The sequence below is a fragment of the Leifsonia sp. AG29 genome (assembly GCF_009765225.1).
GTDB lineage: Bacteria > Actinomycetota > Actinomycetes > Actinomycetales > Microbacteriaceae > Leifsonia.
Genome location: NZ_VMSF01000001.1, coordinates 225,617 through 243,581 on the forward strand (window position 1 = coordinate 225,617; position 17,965 = coordinate 243,581).

General features: G+C 71.8%; 17 protein-coding genes. 7 read left to right on the top strand and 10 right to left on the bottom strand.

The window, feature by feature from the left end; genetic code table 11:
- Nucleotides 1-51 precede the first annotated feature (51 nt).
- The 5 genes from FPT20_RS01085 to FPT20_RS01105 all read left to right on the top strand — a co-directional run bounded on the left by FPT20_RS01085 (nucleotide 52) and on the right by FPT20_RS01105 (nucleotide 4,800).
- Nucleotides 52-1,638: a purine-cytosine permease family protein gene (locus FPT20_RS01085; protein WP_158861834.1), complete on the top strand. Its 1,587-nt coding sequence runs from the start codon at nucleotides 52-54 to the stop codon at nucleotides 1,636-1,638.
- Entirely contained in the window at nucleotides 1,635-2,027 is a 393-nt protein-coding gene (locus tag FPT20_RS01090) for a nuclear transport factor 2 family protein (protein WP_158861835.1), read from the top strand. The genes FPT20_RS01085 and FPT20_RS01090 overlap by 4 nt, the downstream gene beginning before the upstream one ends.
- Nucleotides 2,024-2,704, top strand: coding sequence for a cyclase family protein (locus FPT20_RS01095; protein ID WP_158861836.1), 681 nt, complete (start codon nucleotides 2,024-2,026; stop codon nucleotides 2,702-2,704). Before FPT20_RS01090 ends, FPT20_RS01095 begins: the two co-directional genes overlap by 4 nt.
- Nucleotides 2,705-2,780: 76 nt before the next feature.
- Entirely contained in the window at nucleotides 2,781-3,791 is a 1,011-nt protein-coding gene (locus tag FPT20_RS01100) for an aldo/keto reductase family protein (RefSeq protein WP_158861837.1), read from the top strand.
- Nucleotides 3,792-4,026: 235 nt separating this feature from the next.
- Nucleotides 4,027-4,800 (top strand): hypothetical protein, encoded by a 774-nt coding sequence (locus FPT20_RS01105; RefSeq protein WP_158861838.1) that lies wholly within the window; start codon nucleotides 4,027-4,029, stop codon nucleotides 4,798-4,800.
- 87 nt (nucleotides 4,801-4,887) lie between these two features.
- On the opposite strand, the gene FPT20_RS01110 is transcribed toward FPT20_RS01105, so the two are convergent.
- Genes FPT20_RS01110 through FPT20_RS01120 form a run of 3 tightly spaced genes read right to left on the bottom strand, consistent with a single transcriptional unit; the run spans nucleotide 4,888 to nucleotide 7,975 of the window.
- Nucleotides 4,888-6,096, bottom strand: a complete 1,209-nt coding sequence (locus FPT20_RS01110; RefSeq protein ID WP_158861839.1) for an O-antigen ligase family protein — start codon at nucleotides 6,094-6,096, stop codon at nucleotides 4,888-4,890.
- Nucleotides 6,093-7,202 (bottom strand): glycosyltransferase family 4 protein, encoded by a 1,110-nt coding sequence (locus FPT20_RS01115; RefSeq protein WP_158861840.1) that lies wholly within the window; start codon nucleotides 7,200-7,202, stop codon nucleotides 6,093-6,095. Before FPT20_RS01115 ends, FPT20_RS01110 begins: the two co-directional genes overlap by 4 nt.
- 5 nt (nucleotides 7,203-7,207) lie before the next feature.
- Complete coding sequence (locus tag FPT20_RS01120; protein ID WP_158861841.1) at nucleotides 7,208-7,975, bottom strand: WecB/TagA/CpsF family glycosyltransferase; 768 nt, start codon at nucleotides 7,973-7,975, stop codon at nucleotides 7,208-7,210.
- A gap of 79 nt (nucleotides 7,976-8,054) precedes the next feature.
- Between FPT20_RS01120 and FPT20_RS01125 the strand changes: the two genes are divergently transcribed.
- A complete protein-coding gene (locus tag FPT20_RS01125) occupies nucleotides 8,055-9,284 on the top strand; it encodes a hypothetical protein (RefSeq protein ID WP_158861842.1) in 1,230 nt (409 codons plus the stop codon).
- 352 nt (nucleotides 9,285-9,636) lie between these two features.
- On the opposite strand, the gene galE is transcribed toward FPT20_RS01125, so the two are convergent.
- Genes galE through FPT20_RS01140 form a run of 3 tightly spaced genes read right to left on the bottom strand, consistent with a single transcriptional unit; the run spans nucleotide 9,637 to nucleotide 12,694 of the window.
- Nucleotides 9,637-10,596, bottom strand: coding sequence for a UDP-glucose 4-epimerase GalE (gene galE, locus FPT20_RS01130; RefSeq protein WP_158861843.1), 960 nt, complete (start codon nucleotides 10,594-10,596; stop codon nucleotides 9,637-9,639).
- On the bottom strand, nucleotides 10,593-11,150 hold the full coding sequence (locus tag FPT20_RS01135) for an arsenate reductase/protein-tyrosine-phosphatase family protein (RefSeq protein WP_158861844.1): 558 nt from the start codon (nucleotides 11,148-11,150) through the stop codon (nucleotides 10,593-10,595). The genes galE and FPT20_RS01135 overlap by 4 nt, the downstream gene beginning before the upstream one ends.
- Nucleotides 11,150-12,694 (bottom strand): polysaccharide biosynthesis tyrosine autokinase, encoded by a 1,545-nt coding sequence (locus tag FPT20_RS01140; protein WP_158861845.1) that lies wholly within the window; start codon nucleotides 12,692-12,694, stop codon nucleotides 11,150-11,152. Before FPT20_RS01140 ends, FPT20_RS01135 begins: the two co-directional genes overlap by 1 nt.
- Before the next feature lie 138 nt (nucleotides 12,695-12,832).
- On the opposite strand from FPT20_RS01140, the gene FPT20_RS01145 reads away from it, so the two are divergent.
- Nucleotides 12,833-13,645, top strand: coding sequence for a glycosyltransferase family 2 protein (locus FPT20_RS01145; RefSeq protein ID WP_158861846.1), 813 nt, complete (start codon nucleotides 12,833-12,835; stop codon nucleotides 13,643-13,645).
- Between the two features lie 102 nt (nucleotides 13,646-13,747).
- Here FPT20_RS01145 and FPT20_RS01150 read toward each other — a convergent pair whose 3' ends face one another.
- From FPT20_RS01150 to FPT20_RS01165, 4 genes are all read right to left on the bottom strand, one after another.
- Nucleotides 13,748-14,818: a polysaccharide pyruvyl transferase family protein gene (locus FPT20_RS01150; RefSeq protein ID WP_158861847.1), complete on the bottom strand. Its 1,071-nt coding sequence runs from the start codon at nucleotides 14,816-14,818 to the stop codon at nucleotides 13,748-13,750.
- 97 nt (nucleotides 14,819-14,915) lie between these two features.
- Complete coding sequence (locus tag FPT20_RS01155) at nucleotides 14,916-16,154, bottom strand: DNA polymerase domain-containing protein (protein WP_158861848.1); 1,239 nt, start codon at nucleotides 16,152-16,154, stop codon at nucleotides 14,916-14,918.
- A 9-nt stretch (nucleotides 16,155-16,163) separates the two neighbouring features.
- Nucleotides 16,164-16,736, bottom strand: coding sequence for a hypothetical protein (locus FPT20_RS01160; protein WP_158861849.1), 573 nt, complete (start codon nucleotides 16,734-16,736; stop codon nucleotides 16,164-16,166).
- A 34-nt stretch (nucleotides 16,737-16,770) separates the two neighbouring features.
- On the bottom strand, nucleotides 16,771-17,763 hold the full coding sequence (locus FPT20_RS01165; protein ID WP_158861850.1) for a TerC family protein: 993 nt from the start codon (nucleotides 17,761-17,763) through the stop codon (nucleotides 16,771-16,773).
- Between the last annotated feature and the right edge of the window lie 202 nt (nucleotides 17,764-17,965).

Genomic DNA, 17,965 nt, shown 5'->3' on the forward strand with positions numbered 1-17,965 from the left:
CCCAGCCGCCCCTGCCCCCGGCCCCCACCCCTCCCGAGAAAGAGAACCCGCATGTCCGACGACGACGTCGCTCCCGCTCTCAACCGTCGCCCCAAGGTCACCGAGGTCGAAGCGCACGGGATCGACACGATCCCCGACGCCGACCGCACCTCCACCTGGCTGGATCTCGCCCGCATCCAGTTCGGCGGCGTCAACACCTTCGCCACGATCCTGCTCGGCACCTTCCCGATCGCGCTGGGGCTGTCGTTCTGGCAGGCCGTCCTCGCGAGCGTGCTCGGCGTCGCGGTCGGCATCGTCTTCCTCGCGCCGATGGGCCTGTTCGGCCCGAAGACGGGGACCAACAACGCGGTGTCCTCCGGCTCGCTGTTCGGTGTGCGCGGTCGCGTCGTCGGGTCGTTCCTGTCGCTGCTGACCGCGATCGCGTTCTACTCGATCTCCGTCTGGGTGTCCGGCGACGCGATCGTGGGCGCGCTCACCCGGCTGGCCGGGGTGCCCGACTCGGTCGGGCTCCGGATCGGCATCTACGCGCTGATCGGGCTCATCGTGATCATCGTCGTCGTGTACGGCTACCAGTTCATGCTGCTGGTCAACAAGGTCGCGGTGGTCGCCAACACGATCCTCATCCTCCTCGCCGTCGGCGCTTACGCCGGCGTCTTCAACGCGGGCTACGACCCCGGCCCCAAGGCCTTCGCGATCGGAGGGGCGTTCTGGCCGACCTTCATCGCCGCCGCTCTCATCGTCATGGCCAACCCGATCTCGTTCGGCGCCTTCCTGGGCGACTGGTCGCGCTACATCCCCCGCCCGACCACAGCGCGGAAGCTCTTCGCCGCCACGGTCATCGGCCAGGGCCTCGGGCTCATCCCGCTCCTGTTCGGCGTCGCCACCGCCACGCTCGTCGTCGGCAAGTCCGACTACGTCGTGTCGCTGATCCAGGTGTCGCCGCTCTGGTACGCCCTGCTCCTCCTCGTCGTCGCCTTCATCGGCGGACTCTCGACCGGGACCACCTCGCTTTACGGCACGGGCCTCGACTTCTCGTCGGTCGTCCCGCGCTTCAGCCGGGTGCAAGCGACCATCTTCATCGGCAGCCTGGCGTTCGTGTTCATCCTCGTCGGCCGTCTGGTGTTCGACCTGCTCGGCACGGTCAACGCCTTCGTCGGGGCGATCGTCGTCACCACGACCCCGTGGATGGTCATCATGACGATCGGCTACATTGTGCGCCGCGGCTTCTACGACCCCTCCGACCTCCAGGTGTTCAACCGCGGCGAGACCGGCGGCCGCTACTGGTTCACCGCCGGGGTCAACTGGAGGGGCATGACGGCCTGGATCGCCGCTGCGGTCATCGGCCTCCTCTTCGCCAACTACCCGCCGATCATCGTCGGACCGTTCAGCAACCTGGCGGGCGGCATCGACCTCAGCCTCCTCTCGAGCGTTGTCGCCGCTGCCCTCATCTACATCGTGCTGCTCGTGGCCTTCCCTGAGCCGCGGTACGTCTTCGGTGCCGAGGGCCCCCGGGGAGTCCCCGCCCGCGACGGGGTGATCCCGGCCGTCCGCCTCGACGAGCGGTCCTCCGCAGCGCGCGCCCACGCCGTGCGCCGCGCCAAGGCGGCCTCCATCGAGGCGCAGGAGTCGGGCGCGTGAGCGAGCAGGAGGCGGTGCTCGCCGCGGTCGACCGGATCATCGACGACTTCGGTCACCACCGGCGTGATGCGTACTTCGCCGGCTTCGCCGACGACGCGACCTTCGCTTTCCACACCTCGCCCGCCCGGCTCGAGTCGCGCGCCGACTACGAGGCCGAGTGGGACAAGTGGGAACAGGACGGCTTCCGGGTGCTCGCCTGCCGGTCGACCGCGCGGCGGGTGCAGCTCCTCGGCGACGATGCGGCCGTCTTCACGCACGACGTCGAGACCGAGCTCGCCGACGGCGAGGGGCGGACCACCGTGACCGAGCGCGAGACGATCGTCATGCAGCGGCGCGACGGAGTCTGGCTGGCCGTGCACGAGCACCTCTCCCCCCGGGAGGCGGCGTGAGGGTCGTCGACCTCAGTCACCCGCTCAGCACGGGTATGCCCGTCTTCCCGGGCGACCCGGAGGTGCGGATAGCCACGGCGGTGTCCATCCCGGAGGCGGGCGCCAACGTCATGAGCCTCGAACTCGGCAGCCACTCGGGCACGCACGTCGATGCCCCGTCGCACTCCATCGAGGGAGGCGCGACGATCGACGAGATCGATCCCTCCCGCCTCATCGGGCCCCTCCGGGTGATCGACGTCGTCGGGCTGCCGCCGCGCACGCGGATCTCGGCGGCGGACATCGCGGGACAGCTCGCCGAGGTCCGCCGGGGCGACATCGTGCTGTTCCGTACCGGATGGTCGCGGCACTTCGGCGAGGCCGCGTACCTGGACCATCCCTTCCTCGACGCCGGGGTGGCGGTCGCGCTGCTGTCGTCCGGAGTGACGGTGATGGGTGTGGATGCGCTGAACCCCGACGAGACGCCGGCCGAGGACATCGCGCCGGACCTGCCGTTCCATGCCGCCTTCCTCGGAGCAGGCGGGCTCATCATCGAGAACCTCACCCACCTCGACGAGCTCGGCGACGGCGGCCACCGCTTCATCGGCCTCCCCCTCGCCATCACGGGGGGCGACGGCTCACCCCTCCGGGCGATCGCCGTCGACGCGGGCGCATTCAGCACTCCGGGCGCTGGATCCTAGAAGGAACGACTGTTGGAGTTGCTGAATCGGAGTGCCTAGCATCGCTTCCGACCCCCGCAAGCGAAAGGCGATGACAGTGCAGTTCAGACATCTGGGCAACTCCGGCTTCAAGATCTCCGAGATCACCTACGGCAACTGGCTGACCCACGGGTCGCAGGTCGAGAACGACACCGCGACCGCGTGCGTCCGCGCCGCGCTCGAAGCCGGCATCACGACCTTCGACACGGCCGATGTGTACGCGAACACCGTGGCGGAGTCGGTGCTGGGGGAGGCGCTGAAGGGCGAGCGGCGCCAGTCGCTCGAGATCTTCACCAAGGTGTTCGGGCCGACCGGTCCGAAGGGCCACAACGATGTCGGTCTCTCGCGCAAGCACATCCTCGAGTCGATCGACGGTTCGCTGTCGCGTCTCCAGACCGACTACGTCGACCTCTACCAGGCGCACCGCTTCGACTACTTCACCCCGCTGGAGGAGACGATGCAGGCGTTCGCCGACGTCGTCCGCCAGGGCAAGGCGCTCTACATCGGGGTCAGCGAGTGGACTGCCGAGCAGCTGCGCGCCGGCGCCGCCCTGGCGAAGGAGCTCGGCATCCAGCTGATCTCGAACCAGCCCGAGTATTCGGCGCTCTGGCGCGTGATCGAGGCGGAGGTGGTTCCGACCTCCCGGGAGCTCGGCATCTCGCAGATCGTCTGGTCGCCCGTGGCGCAGGGCGTGCTGAGCGGCAAGTACGCGCCCGGTGCGCCCCTCCCCGAGGGCAGCCGCGCCACCGACGAGCGCGGAGGCGCCCAGGCCGTGAAGCGCTGGCTCACCGACGACGTGCTCACCCGCGTCCAGGAGCTCCGGCCCATCGCGGACGAGCTCTCGCTGACCCCGGCGCAGCTGGCCGTGGCGTGGGTCCTGCAGAACGACAACGTCGCGACCGCCATCATCGGCGCCTCCCGCCCCGAGCAGGTCGTCGAGAACGTCAAGGCCTCGGGCGTGACGATCCCGGCGGAGCTCCTGGCCCGCATCGACGACGTCCTCGGCTCCGCCGTGGAGCGCGACCCGTCGCACACGGCGGAGCGCTCGCCGAAGCACCGGGAGGCGTGAGGGGCGGGGCGGGCGCGGCCGCGGTTCGGCCGCTCCGCGTCCGCCCCGCCTTCGGGGCTCCGTGCCCCCGCACCCGCGCGTTAACCAAACGCGCCGAGCCGCGTCAACCACCCTTTCCAACCTCGCAGAGTGTCCGCACGAACGGTCCAGACGGGGTCCGTAACGTCGCTCGGGCCCGCGGTCCGAAGGGGCCGGCACACCGGCCGGCGCCAGCGCGGGACACGGAAAGGATCCCATGGACCACAAGAAGAACACCTCCGTTCGGAAGAGCAGCGCCTTCACCGCCAAGCGTGCCGCGGTGGGCGCCGCGTCGCTCGTCGCCGCCACCGCCCTGGTGGGCGTCGGAGCGCAGGGCGCATTCGCGACGACCGTCGACGGCGGGGCGTCGGGCTCCGGTTCGGCCTCGCAGTCGTCGGCGCACGCGTGGGTGTCGACCGATGCCGGCCATGACCTGTTCGCCGGGCACGTGAACGGCGCGAAGGCGCAGGCCCTGGCGAAGCGCGTCATCGCCGACAAGGCACTCTTCGCGCTGCTGCCCGACGCGCTCCAGAAGGACGTGACGTCGCTCGCCCACGCCTCCGCGGACGACCGCGTGGCGGACGCGAAGAAGATCGTCTCCACCGCCCTGAACGGCGGCTACGGCAGCGCGATCAAGGACCTCGCGACCCACCTCAAGGAGGCTCGCGACGACGACCGCGACGTGCACGGTGTGGAGGGACTGAGCGGCCTGAAAGGGCTCGTCTCCGACCTCCGTTCGGGCGATTTCTCGTCCCCGGAGCTCGGCGCCGCCGGTGCGGCCGTCGCGGTCGAGGTGACCGGCGACGCGCAGCTCGCGGCCAAGCTCCCGTCGTCGCTTCGCAGCGACCTCACGCAGCTCGCCTCGGCGGCGAGCTCCGCTCGCACCGCGGACGTTCAGAAGATCGCCGCCACCGCGCTCAGCGGGGGCTACGGCGCCGGCATCCAGCAGCTCGCGCAACAGGCCGAGCAGGGCATCGCCTCCGGCCACTGAGCGCGCAGGGAACTGCGCAGGCGCGGCCGCGGGAGTCCTCCCGCGCCTCCCCCTCGATCGGCCCCGGTGGGCGCCAAGCTCTGGCGTTCACCGGGGCCGTTCCGTGTTCCCCGCCTCCCGCGCCGGCAGCCCGAGCGACAGCCCGATGAGGACCCCGAGCGGCAGCATCGCGAACGGGTAGACGAAGACGTTGTCGGTCGCCGCCGCAAGAAGGACGGCGACGAGGGCGAACAGCGCGGCCCAGTGGACGGCCCGGTCGGTGACGATCGCTCGTCGAGCGATCCGGATCAGCAGCCAGATCACGCCGGCGGCGAAGACCGCGAGTCCGGTGTAGCCGTAGTCGTGGGCGAGCCGGAGGTAGTCGTTGTGCGGCTGCTGGATCGGCGCGAACCGGGCGGTGACGAGCTGCACCGCGCTGCCGGGCCCGTGCCCGAACAGCGGGTTGGTGTCGATGCCCTCGATGACCGCCTCCCAGAGCGACGACCGCCCGGAGGTGTTCAGCGCGATGCCGCCGAACTCGAGGGCGTTGTCGCCGGTCAGGAAGCGGTCACGAAGGGGAGGGAAGACCGTGACGAGCGTCCAGATGCCGGCTCCGGCGGAGGCCACGCCCGCAAGCGCGAACAGGGACCGCCGCCCCCGGCGCATGCGCACGACCAGACCCGACAGGAGGAGGACGGCGAGCACGGTGGCGGTCCGAGACAGGCTGGCGAGCACCGCGCCCGCGATGACGATCGGTGCGATCCGCGACCACCACCGCACTCCCGGGGTCGCCACGGCTGCCGCGAGCAGCACGAGCGCCGCCAGCGCGAACGAGCGGGTCCCGTACACGACGGCCCCGGTGGCCGCCTGGACGAGGAAGACCGTCGCGGTCGCGAGCCCGGTCCCCGCGAGCAGGACCAGGCCGGCGCCTGCGCGTTCGACGCTCGACGCCCGCGCCGAGAAGGCGATGCCCAGGAGGAACAGGGTCAGCACCGCGATGTTCTGCAGCCCCTCCATGGAGAAGTCGGCGAACAGCCGGACGATCGCGTAGAGCACGAACGCGGTCAGCGGCCAGGGGATGACGGCGAGCGCGCGGCTTCCGGCCAGGAGGGGCGCGAGGGCGGCGAGCGCGACCGCGGCACCGAGCGTGACCGCCGCCGAGCCGGACACGGGCCCGAGCCCGACGCGCCCGGTCAGGTCGACCAGCAGCGCGATGACCGCCGCGACGACGGCGATCCACGGCGCCGGGGTGCGCTCGGCGGGAGCGACGGCCCGGACGTCCCTCCGCCGGGGAGCCGCGAGCGCGTGCACCGTCATGAGGCGACCCTCCTGATCGTCTCCTCCCATGCTTCGGAGAAGGCCTGCGCCGAATGCACGTCGGCGAAGCGCTCCCGCGCGCCGGCTGACAGCCGGGCGTGCAGCGCGTCGTCGGTCTGGAGACGCAGGACGTGGTCGGCGAAGGTCAGCTCCTCGCCGGGAGGGACCAGGTATCCGGTGACGCCGTGCTCGATCAGGTCGGCGATGCCGCCGCGACGGAACGCCACGACCGGCACGCCGCACGCCATCGCCTCGATGATCGTCAGCGGTTGCGCCTCCTCGAGCTCCGACGTGAACGCGAGGGAGCGCGCGCCGTTCAGGGCGCGCCACTTGGCCTCGCCAGCGACCGGGCCGATGAGCGACACCGCATGGGTCGCGGAACGCTCCTCCAGTTCCGCACGCACAGCCCGCTCGACAGCCGGCTCACCGGCGTGCCCAGCGATGACCGCGCGCAGGCTCGGGAGGCGCGCCGACGCGGAGGCCGCGATGCGCGCGAACGACTCGGCTCCCTTGCCACGGATGAGGTTGGAGAGGAACAGCACCGTCGACGGCTCGGCGGAGCGGTCGAGCACCGGCTCCTCGGCCGGAGTGTTCGGCAGGCAGCTGATCGGCGACCGCGCGAAGGGGGCGGGGTCGGCGGTCAGGGTCGGCCCGAGGCAGACGACCTCGTCGGCGCAGCCGAAAAGCCGCCCGACCATGAAGCGCCACGGGCCGTCGCGCTCAGCCAGCTGCCGGAACCCCTGTGAATGCAAGTAGAGCACGATCCGGCCGCCGGAGCGCCGGGAGAGCCGCAGCACCTCGCTGACGAGCCAGTCGACGACGAAGGATGCCGGACGCGTCGTGGCGAAGAGGATCGTGACCTGCGGCCTCCAGCCGATGACCATCCGGAGGGTGCGGGCCAGCAGGCCGAGGAGGGCGAAGACCTTGCGCACCGAGGGCACGCCGATGTCGGAGACGGCCCGGCTGAACCGCTTGTCGACGAACCGCACCGGGTGCCCGAGCGCTCGCAGCGTGTCGAGCAGCCGCGCGGTCATGAGCGTGGCCCCGTGGACGGGAGGCGGCGTCTGGCTGATGACGGCGACGCGGCGGCGGGGAGCCCGGCTCATCCGGCTCACCCGCTCGCGGTCGCCGTGCGGCGGCGCGGTCCGAAGGCGGCACGGAGGAACACGGCGTTGCCGATGAGGTAGCGGCGCCACAGCCGCTTCGGCTCGCTCAGGAGACGGAACAGCCACTCGATTCCGAGCGTCGTCATGATGCGCGGCGCGACCGGCTTGCGGCCGGCGACGAAGTCGAACACCACGCCGACCCCGATGGCGACCTTGCCGAGCTCGCGGGCGATCCGGCGCGTCTCGGCGTCCTGCAGCGGCGTCCCGAGGCCGACCCAGACGATGTCGGGGTCGGCGGCGCGGATGTCGGCATCCTGGGCGGCGAGCTCCGCAGGCGTGAGGGGGCGGAAATAGGACTTGTGCGAGCCCACGATCGTCACTCCCGGGTAGCGGCGCTCGAGCTCGGCGCGCAGGTCGGCCAGCACCTCGTCGGTGTTGCCGAGGAGGTAGTGGCGGATGCCGCGCTCACGCCCCTTGTCCATCAGATCGTCGAACAGCGACGGTCCGCGCACCTGCGACAGGCGCGCGCCGGGCAGCAGGCGCGAGGCCCAGGTGAGCGGTTTGCCGTCGGGCAGCACCGCAGCGCCTTCCGCGAGGAGGCGGTGGTACGCCGGATCGCGGTGCGCGAGCGAGACGACGTAGGAGTTGGCGAGGTGGATGTCGGCGCCGCGGCCGCTCAGGGCGGTGTCGCAGATGGCGGTGACGGCCTCATCCGGCGTGGTGACGCAGACGGGCAGGCCGGCGAGTTCGCGGCGGGGGAGCGTGTCGAGCACGAGCGTTCCTCTCGTCGTGGTTTGTACTCTGATATTTCGATACTATAGCATAGTAAAACTACAAACCGGGAGGAGGAGCATGCGCCGCATCCGAGCCCTCGCTCTGCCGCTCGCCGCTCAGGCGCTCTTCAGCGCCGCCCAGGTGAGCGTGACGCTCGTCGGCGCGGCCCTCCTGCAGCCGGCGGAATGGGGCCGGATCGCGATCCTCCTCGCCGAGTTCTTCGTCGTGATGGCGGCGGTGCGCGGCGCGGGCTCACTGCCCGTGCTGGTGCACGCGTCAGGCGATCGCGCGCTGGCGCTCGCGTTGATGCGGCCGGCGATGAGCATCGCCTCGCTCATGGCCGTGCCCGGCGCGCTCATCGTCGCCGCGACGGGGTGGGGACTGGGCGACCCGCTCTCCGGTGTGCTCCTCGGGATCGGTCTCGTCGGGTACGCGCGCTACGAAGCGGCGCGGTCCGCGCGCATGGCCGCAGGGATGTACCGGAGCGTTGTCATCGTCGACGCTGCGCTCCTCGTCGTCCTCGTCGCCGGATCGCTCGGTACCGGCCTCGTGCCCGGCCATGCCTACCTCCTGCCTTTCGCGATGAGCCTCGCTTACTGCGCCACCGCGGTCGCGTCGGGCCGAACCGCCGTGGAGGGATCGGTCGCGCTCGGCGACTTCGTCCGGCGCTATCGCCGCGACATGCCCTTCCTGGCGCTCGACGGCCTCCTCATGGCCGCCGCGATGGGAGCATTCGTCTTCATCGCGGGCGCGCTGCACTCCGTCAGCGCTGCCGGTCGCTTCCGCACGGCTGTAACCCTGCTCGGCGGGCCCCTCCAGATGATGCAGAACGGGTTGGGCCCGCTCGTCCTCCGAGCGCTCCGCTCGCGCGCATTGCGATCCGAGACGGGTTCGGGATGGAGGTCGCTGCGGCTTCCCCTCGCGATCGTCGGAGGTGCGGCCGTCGCGGGCGGTCTCTATCTCGCCGCGGTGCTCGTCCCGGGGTCCCTCGTCTTCCGGGCGCTCGGCTGGCAGACCCTTCTGGAGGCATCCGCGCTAGCCGTCGGGGTGTGCGCGCTGACCTCGTGCCTGTGGATCGCCTCCGTCTGGTCCGGGTACGCCCGGTACCGCTCCGCCAGCGCCGAGATCAGCGTGGTGCGGGCGGTCACGCTCCTCGCCTCCCTGGTCGGGTTCGCCGCGCTGGCCGCACTCGGGGACCTCAACCTGGCCGCCATCGTCGGCGCGATCCCGTGGTTCGCCGTCCCGGCGGCGCACGCGCTCGCGCGAGCGCGTCGCGTGCCCGCGGCGCCCGAGATCGCCGCCGGCTGACGCGCGGGCCCGGCGCGGGAGCGGGGGTTCTCGTGGCGGCGGTTCTCTGAGCGCCGCTCCGCGTGGCGCCGCTCCGCGTGGCTGACTCCGCCGGCGCACATTCGTGACGAATGTGGCTCCCGGACCGCTCCTGCGCCGCATTCGGCACGAATGTGTCCCGCAGCAATGCGTCTCCGCGCCTCCGGGAGGCCGCATTCGGCACGAATGTGGCCATTGGCGCAGGCGCGCGCTGCATTCGGCACGAATGTGGCCCGCAGCGGGTTCCACGCGTGCCGTATTCGGCACGAATGTGGTCGGCGGGGCACGCGTGGGCAGCATTCGGCACGAATGTGGCCCGGTGTCGGCCCGAGGCTCAGTGCGTCGCGGCCAGCCAGGCCGACGCGACGATCTCGTCGAGGCCGCGGACGGCCGACCAGCCGAGAACGGCTCCGGCGCGGGAGGCGTCGGCCACGAGTGCCGGCGGGTCCCCCGCGCGACGCGTGCCGATCGCGGGCCGCACACGCTCGCCGCTGACGCGGGCGACCGTATCGATGACTTCGAGAACGGAGGCGCCCCTCCCGGTGCCCAGGTTGAGGCGCTCGGCCGCGACGCGACCCGTCGCCAGCGCGTCGAGCGCGGCGAGGTGCGCCTCAGCGAGGTCGAGCACGTGGATGTAGTCGCGGATGCAGCTGCCGTCGGCGGTCGGGTGGTCGAGGCCGAAGACGAGCGGCGGCTCGCCGGAGCGGACGCGCTCGACGACGATGGGGATGAGGTTCTGGGCGACCGTGTCGCGGAGCTCGGGCCAGCCGGCGCCCGCCACGTTGAAGTAGCGGAGCGCCGTGAACGAGAGGCCCCACGCCTCGCGCGCGGCGTCGAGCATCCACTCGCCGACGAGCTTCGTCTGGCCGTACGGGTTCATCGGCGCGCACGGGTCGCTCTCGTCGACGACGGGGTCGGCGGCGTTGCCGTACACGGCGGCCGATGACGAGAAGACGAGGCGGCGCACGTCCGCATCCTTCATGGCGTCGAGGAGCGTGCGCACGCCGCCGACGTTGATGCGGAAGTAGCGCTCCGGGTCGGCGACCGACTCGCCCACGTCCTTCACAGCTGCGAAGTGGATGACGCTGTCGACGTCGAACCGGCGCATCGCGCGGGCGAGCTCCGTCGCGGCGGAGTCGGCGGCGAGGTCGAGCAGGAGGAGCGGCGCGGTCACGCGCGCGGGCGCACCGGTCGACAGGTCGTCGACCACGAGCACGTTCTCGCCGCGGGCCTGCAGGAGGCGCACCACGTGCGATCCGATGTAACCGGCACCGCCGGTGACGAGCACGGTCATGGCGTGCCTCCCGCGAGAGTGCCGCGAAGGAAGGCGCCGATGCGGTCGCAGGCGCCGTCGATCGCCGTGGCGGCCTGACGCTGGAACTCCTCATCGCGGCCGTGCGGGTCGACGACGTCGAGCGAGTCGGGATCGAGCTGCACGACCGGGCGTCGTGCCGCGAGCGCGGCGAGCGCGTCGGGGAGGGGCCGAGGGACCGCCTCCATCGTCTCGGCCAGCCGGGCGAATTCGAGCAGGGTGAAGGTCCGGCGCACAGCCTGCGGAGCAGCCTCCGCGACGTGCCGACGGTGGTCCAGCCCCGCGGTGAGAACGAGGTCGGCATCGATGGCATCCGCGGGCTGGAAGCGGCGAGAGCGGTGCGTCGCCGCGGCCTGGGCGCCGAGTGCCGTGGCCCAGGCCAGGGTCTCGGGCGGCATGGGCTCGCCGTCGCGCGCGGAGGTCCCGGCGCTGCGGATGCCGACCGGAAGGCCGGCCAGCGCGACGCGCAGCAGCTCGGCGGCGAGCGGGGACCGGCAGAGGTTCCCGGTGCAGACGACGAGGATGCGCACGGTCATCAGGCGGTCCTCCCCGTTCGCGTCGCGGCGCGCCCGACACGGCCGGCAGCACCGGCACCCCGGGCACCGCCGACACGCTCGACACGCCCGGCGCGCCCGGCGCGCCCGGCCGCTCGGCGGTCGCTCGCGCGCTTCCGTCCGAACCGCCCTCGGCGCCGCGACGGCTCGCCGGAGGAGGCCGTGTACTCGGCGTACGAGTAGTCGCCGTACGCGTCGGCGTCCGGGCCGCGGAGCGGGAGCATCGTCGCGATGACGCCGAGCACGTCGGCCTTCACCCCCTCGAGGATGCGCATGGCCCCGGTGAGGTCGGCCCGGCGCACCCGCCCGGAGGCGCTGACGAGCAGGACCCCGGCGGCGGCCGAGCTGAGGACGGCGGCATCGGAGACGAGCAGCAGCGGGGGAGCGTCGATGATGACGTACTCGAAGCGCGCCTCCAGTTCGCTGATGGTGTGCGTCATCGCCTCGGAGCCGAGCAGCTCGCTCGGGTTCGGCGGGATCCGGCCGGAGGGGAGGATCGCCAGCCCGTTGGTGCCCCACGGCTGGATGACGTCGTCGAGCTCGGCCCGCCCGATCAGGAGATCGGTGAGCCCGGCGCCTCCCTCGAGCACGAAGTTGCGGTCGACGGTGGGGCGCCGCAGGTCACCGTCGACGAGGACGACGCGGGCGCCGGTCTCGGCGATGGCGATCGCCAGGTTCGCAGCGACGTTGCTCTTGCCCTCGCTCGGCCGCGAGCTCGTCACGACGAACGTGCGCCGGCCCCCGGGCACGGTGAGGAACTGCAGGCTCGTGCGAAGCCGGCGGAAGCTCTCGGCGCGCACGCTCTGCGGCTCGGCGTGGACGACGAGCGGGCGCTTGGGCGCCTCCGGGTCGGTGAGGATGCCGCCGAGGAACGGCTTGCGGCTGATCGCCTCGAGCTCGCGAACGGTCCGGATCCGGGTGTCGAGGAGGGAGCGCGCGACGCTCACGGCGATGCCGCCGGCGAGCCCCGCGATGAGGCCACCGAGGATGAGAAGCGGCGAGTTGGGCGCGCTGGGCTTGGACGGGGCCGCCGCGGGCTGGATCGTCTTCACGTTGACGAGCGACTCGCCCCCTCCGGTGGGCTTCTCGAGCTCCTCGGCGAGCACCTCCCGGAAGGTCTCGCCGGCGGCGTTCGCGATGTCGGCCGCACGCCTGGGGTCGGGGTCAGTGACGGCGATGTCGATGAGGGAGGTGCCGGACGGCGAGGAGGCGCGGACGCTCCCCGCGAGCTCGGCGGACGACTGGGGGAGGTCCAGCTCGGCGACGACCTTGTCGAGCACGATTGCGCTCGAGATGACGTCGGCGTAGGTGGTGACGGCCTGCCGGGCGAAGGTCGTGCCCTGGTTGAGGTCCTGGCTGACCGCGGTGTCGCTGGCCCGGACCGAGACGTACAGGCGCGTGGAGGCCGTGTACTGCGGGGTCGTCGTGGCAGCGACCGCGCCCCCGGCGAACGCGCCGAGCAGGGAGGCGGAGGTGATGAGGAGCCAGTTCTTCCGCAGGATGCGGACGTAGTCGAGCAGTTCCATCGGTCGGGGCCTTTCGGTAGGTCGCGGCTCACCCGGGCGGCGGTCGGATCGCCAGGCGCTTCGGGTCGGAAGTCGTGTTGTGATGCAACAGCATGCTAACATTTCAACATACAATCCGGCAAACCGAGAGGGAGGCGCATGCCCGAGCCGCGCTTCAGCGTCGTCATCGCGGCCTATCAGGCCGCCGGAACGATCGGCGACGCCATCCAGTCGAATCTCGCCCAGGACTACGCCGGGTGGCACGAGGTCGTCGTCGTCGACGACGGCTCGTCGGACCGGACGGCGGAAGCGGCTGCAGCGATCGACGATCCGCGCGTGCGCGTGCTGCGGCTGCCGCAGAATCGCGGGCGGGCGTACGCGCGGAACGCGGGTGTCTCGCTGGCGCGCGGCGACGTCGTCGTCCCGTGCGACGCCGACGACCGCTCCTTCCCCGGCCGCCTCAGCGCCCACGCGGCGGCCTTCGGCCGCGCCCCCTCGGCCGAGGTCGTCTTCGGGCGGATCCAGGCGCGGACCCCGCGCGGCGAGGTGCGTCACTGGCCGGTGATGCCCGACACGACGGCCGGTGTCGACGACGACTTCCTCCGCGGCCAGATGGGCGTCGCGCACGGGGCGAGCGCGTTCCGGCGCGAGTGGTTCGAGCGGGTGGGAGGGTACGACCCGGGGCTCCGCGTCGCCGAGGACTACGACCTGTTCGCACGAGGCTGGGAGCCGGGGCGGTTCGTGCCGCACGAGGAGTTCGTGCTCGAGTACGCCGTCCCGGGCGTGTTCCCGGCTTGGGACTACTGGTGGCAGAACGAGCGCCACCGCCGGGCGATCACGCAGCGGGCATGGAGCGGCGGCGAGCGGGAGCCGATCGGACCGTACCTGGCCCGCACCTCCACTCGACCGCGGAAGCTCGTCGAGGCCGCACGGTACACGGCGCACCGCGTGCTGGACGCTGTGCGCGACTGATCGGGTCGCCGCACGGCGCGACAAGCCGCGCACCGGGCGCCGCACGGCGCGATACGCCGCGCACCAGGTCGGTGCGCGGCGGAGAAAGCCTCTTGCGAGCGGTCAGGCCGCGATGGCGCCCGCGTCGGCCGCCAAGTCCTGCGTGGCCACGTCTCCGCGCAGCCACGCGGCGAGGTCCCCCACCACGGCGGAGAGCCGCCCGGTGAGGTCGTCCACCCGCTCCATGGTGCTCCGGCGGTTCGGCTCATCGAGTGCGCTCAACGCCGCGGCCACGATGTCGTCGGCGTTCGCGCCCACCCGGACCGGGTCGGTTCCTGGTGCGACGCTCCTCCAGAAGTCGTCGCACTTGGAGGCGTAGGCCAGCGAGACCGTCGGGACCCCGAGCGCGACCGCGGCGACCCCGCCATGCAGTCGCTCCGAGATGAGGAGCGCCGCCGACGACAGATCGGTCATGGTCTCGTGGACGTCGCCCCGGTAGGTCCGGATGACCCGGAACCCGCCGAGCCGGTCCCGGAGGGCCTCGCATACCGTGGCGTCCTCGTCGGCGAGTTGGAAGATGCGGACCGGCATGACGCCGGTCAGCACGCGCAGTTCCTCGATCGCCTCCGCGAGGGCGTCGAGGTCGAACCGGGTGCGACCACCCGCGCCGATCGAGACCCCGAGGAACGGGTCCCCCGGCCTCTCCACCGGGCGGACCCGCGGGTAGAGCAGGGCCGGGTCGCCGACGATGGAGGCGCGGCGCCAGAAGTCGGTCGCCTCCCGGGCGCTGATCGGGCCGCGGACGCCGAAGAGGGCGACCTCGTCGATCGCCTTCCACTCCGACCAGTCCTGCTCCTGGGTCGAGAGCGCGTGAGCGTCGTCGCGGGCAGCGATGCCGGCACCGGCGACGACGAGCGCGTCCGCGCCGTAGGCCCGCAGAGCCCGGCGAGCGTTGCGCCCCCAGTTCGCGAAGCCGACGGTCGTCCCTCCGCCCAGGAGCACGAGACGCTCCCGCCCCAGACCCCGAAGCCGCGCGACTGCGACGGAGGGGGCCCGGCGGAGGTAGTCGCGGCCGAGCGGGGCGCAGACGTCGAGAGGGTGATCCAGGGCGGCGCGCCAGGTCTCGTGCAGCAGGTCGTCGCCGAAGTTGCGGAAGCCCTGCCAGCCCAGATAGATGAGGTCGCGCTTCGTCATGTCTTCCTCTCGTTGTGACGTACTAGAATTTCACAATCCCTCCCAGAGTAGCAGCCGGTTCTGATATTCCAAAATACGAGGCGGCCGATCGGCTGCGTCAGGGACGTCCGGGCCAGTCCCTCCCGGACCACGGATCGTAGTCGGCGACCAGCTCCTCCTGGCCGGGGCGCTGCGCCTCCGGCACGTGCTGGAGATTGATCCGCACCCGGTACCAGAGCGAGCTCGAGCCGCGCATGCCGTCGACGAGCTCGTCGGCCGGGTGGAGGAGCGCGGCGGCCTCCGCGTGGGCGGCCTTCCACTGCTCGAGGGCCTCGAGCGCCTCCGGCTTCGTCTTCGTGCGGGCGACCTCGATCAGCGGCATCTGCGAGACGCGGCGCCCCCCGCCGTCGCCGCCGCGAGGGGGCTTCTCCGCCGGGCCTAGCCGCTTCGCCAGCTCCAGGAGGGCGTCGAGCGAGCCCGCGGCGCCGTCGATCCCGGCGTGCGGGTCGCCGCGGTCGGCGAACCGCTCGAGCACGGTGGGCACGGTGAACTCCTCCGGGCGGCGCGAGCGCACCTCCTCCCAGTCGAGCGGCGTCGACACCCGGGCGTCGGGCAGCGGGCGGATCGAGTAGGCGGACGCGACGGTCCTGTCCTTCGCGTTCTGATTGAAGTCGACGAACACGCTCTCGCCGCGCTCCTCCTTCCACCAGCGGGCGGTGGCGAGACCGGGGGCCCGGTTCTCGACCTCGCGCGCCAGGGTCTCGGCCGCGAGGCGCACATCGGCGAACCCCCAGCGGGGCTCGATCCGGACGAGGATGTGCAGGCCGCGCGATCCGCTCGTCTTCGGCCACCCCACCAGCCCGTGGTCCGCGAGCACCTCGCGCGCGACGAACGCGACGTCGACGATCTGCGACCAGTCGACGCCGGGCATCGGGTCGAGGTCGACCCGCAGCTCGTCCGGGTGGTCGAGGTCCTCCGCGCGCACCGCGTGGGGGTTGAGGTCGAGACACCCGAGGTTCGAGACCCACGCCAGGCCGGCTGCGTCGCGGACCACCGCCTCCTCGGCGGATGTGCCGCTCGCATAGCGGAGCGTGGCCGTGCCGATGTACGCGGGATGCCCCTCCGGAACACGCTTCTGGAAGAACGGCTCCTGCGTCAGCCCCTTCACGAAGCGCTTCAGAACCATGGGCCGCCCTCCGGCACCGCGAAGGGCGCCGTCCGCCACGGCCACGTAGTACCGGGCGAGGTCGAGCTTCGTCAGCCCTGGTTCCGGGAAGACGACCTTGTCGGGGCTGGAGATGCGCACCTCCTCACCGCCGACCTCGATGAACGTCTCGGACTTCGACGACGGGCTCATGCCGCCACACTAGGCTCGTCCGGCGCGATCGGGCCAGGGTCGCGGGCGCGAGACGAGCCAGTCGACGACGACCCAGGCCACGACGACGGCGAGCCCGCCGAGGAGCGCGAGCATGACATAGAGGAGGGTCTGCTCGGCTCTCAGCTCCGTTCGCTGCAGCGATTGCCCGGCGATGACGACTCCGCCGTGCGTCGTGGGCTGCGCCACGATGGCGAAACGCAGACCGGGCTCGGGCTGCCATGTGACGGCGTCCTGGCCGCGTTCCCGGGCTGAATCGAGCACTCCGGGAGGGACGACCGCGAGGCTGCCGTGGAGGAGTCCGTTCCCGGCCGTCGGCTGGTTGCTCGAGTCGTAGCGGATCCAGAAGACGCCCTGATCGTGGGCGAGGTCACGTCGGCGGGGCTGCCCGGCCGCGTCGACGGCCCCTGTGCCCCCGGTGCTTCGGGCAGAGGAGAGGAGGGCGCGTGGTGCGTCCTCGGCCGAGCTGCGGCCGTCGTGCTGCGCCACGATGTACACGGTTCCGAGCGCGAGGACGAAGAGCGCGTACAGCGCGACGGCGAGGAGGCTCCTGCGGATCCACATGAGCCCAGGATGCGCCTCCCGGCGGCCCGCGGCGTCAGTCTGAGGAGGTATTCGACGAGACGGCCTGTTCCGCCCGCGTCTTCGCCAGACTGGCGACCGCCGCGACCGCGATGGTCGCCCCGATGAAGACGAGCGAGAACCAGATCGGGATCTCGGGGACCCACTCCACGTGCCGGCCGCCGTTGATGAACGGCAGCTCGTTCACATGCAGGGCGTGGAAGACCAGCTTGACGCCGATGAAGGCGAGGATCACGGCCATCCCCTGGGCGAGGTAGACGAGACGCTCGAGCAGGCCGCCCACCAGGAAGAAGAGCTGCCGCAGCCCCATGAGCGCGAAGGCGTTCGCCGTGAACACGATGTAGGCCTCGCTCGTCAGCCCGTAGATGGCCGGGATCGAGTCGACGGCGAAGACGACGTCGACCACGCTGATGGCGAGCACCGTCAGCAGCAGGGGCGTGACGAAGCGGCGGCCGTCGAGCTTCACGGTGAGGCGGTCGCCGTGGAACTCCTCGGTGACCGGGAGGCGCCTCCGGACGAACCGCATGAGGCGGCCGTCGGCAGGGTCGGAGGAGTGCTGCGAGAACGCCTGCTGCCAGGCCAGGAACAGCAGGAACGCCCCGAAGACGTAGAAGACCCAGGAGAAGTTGGCGATCAGCGCCGCCCCCACGGCGATGAACCCGCCGCGCAGGACCAGGGCGATGACGATGCCGATCATGAGCACCTTCTGCTGGTACGCCTTCGGCACGGCGAAGGTGGACATGATCATCAGGAACACGAACAGGTTGTCGACCGACAGGACCTTCTCGGTGAGGTACCCGGCGAAGTACTCGCCGCCGAAGCTCCAGCCCGAGACCATGCCGACGCCCACGCCGAAGAGCAGCGCGAGGCCGATGTAGAACGCCGACCACCGAGCCGACTCGGCGATCGTCGGCTCGTGCGGCTTTCGGACGTGGCTGAAGAACTCGTAGACGAAGAACGCGATCGTGACGGCGATGGTGACGATCCAGACGACGGGGGTGACCTGCACCGGGACTCCAAGGGTAGGCGTGGACGATGACGCCAAGGTCTCCTCCACCCGCTCGCACCGACCGATGCGACCGGGCCGCGGACCGGGGTGCCGAAGGCACCCGTACTGACGGAACCGCTGCCGGTGGGAGTACTCCCCTTGAGTTCTCTCAGAATACCGGGTCCGGCGCCCGCGGGACCGCTGGGCCGCGCGATCTCAGGGC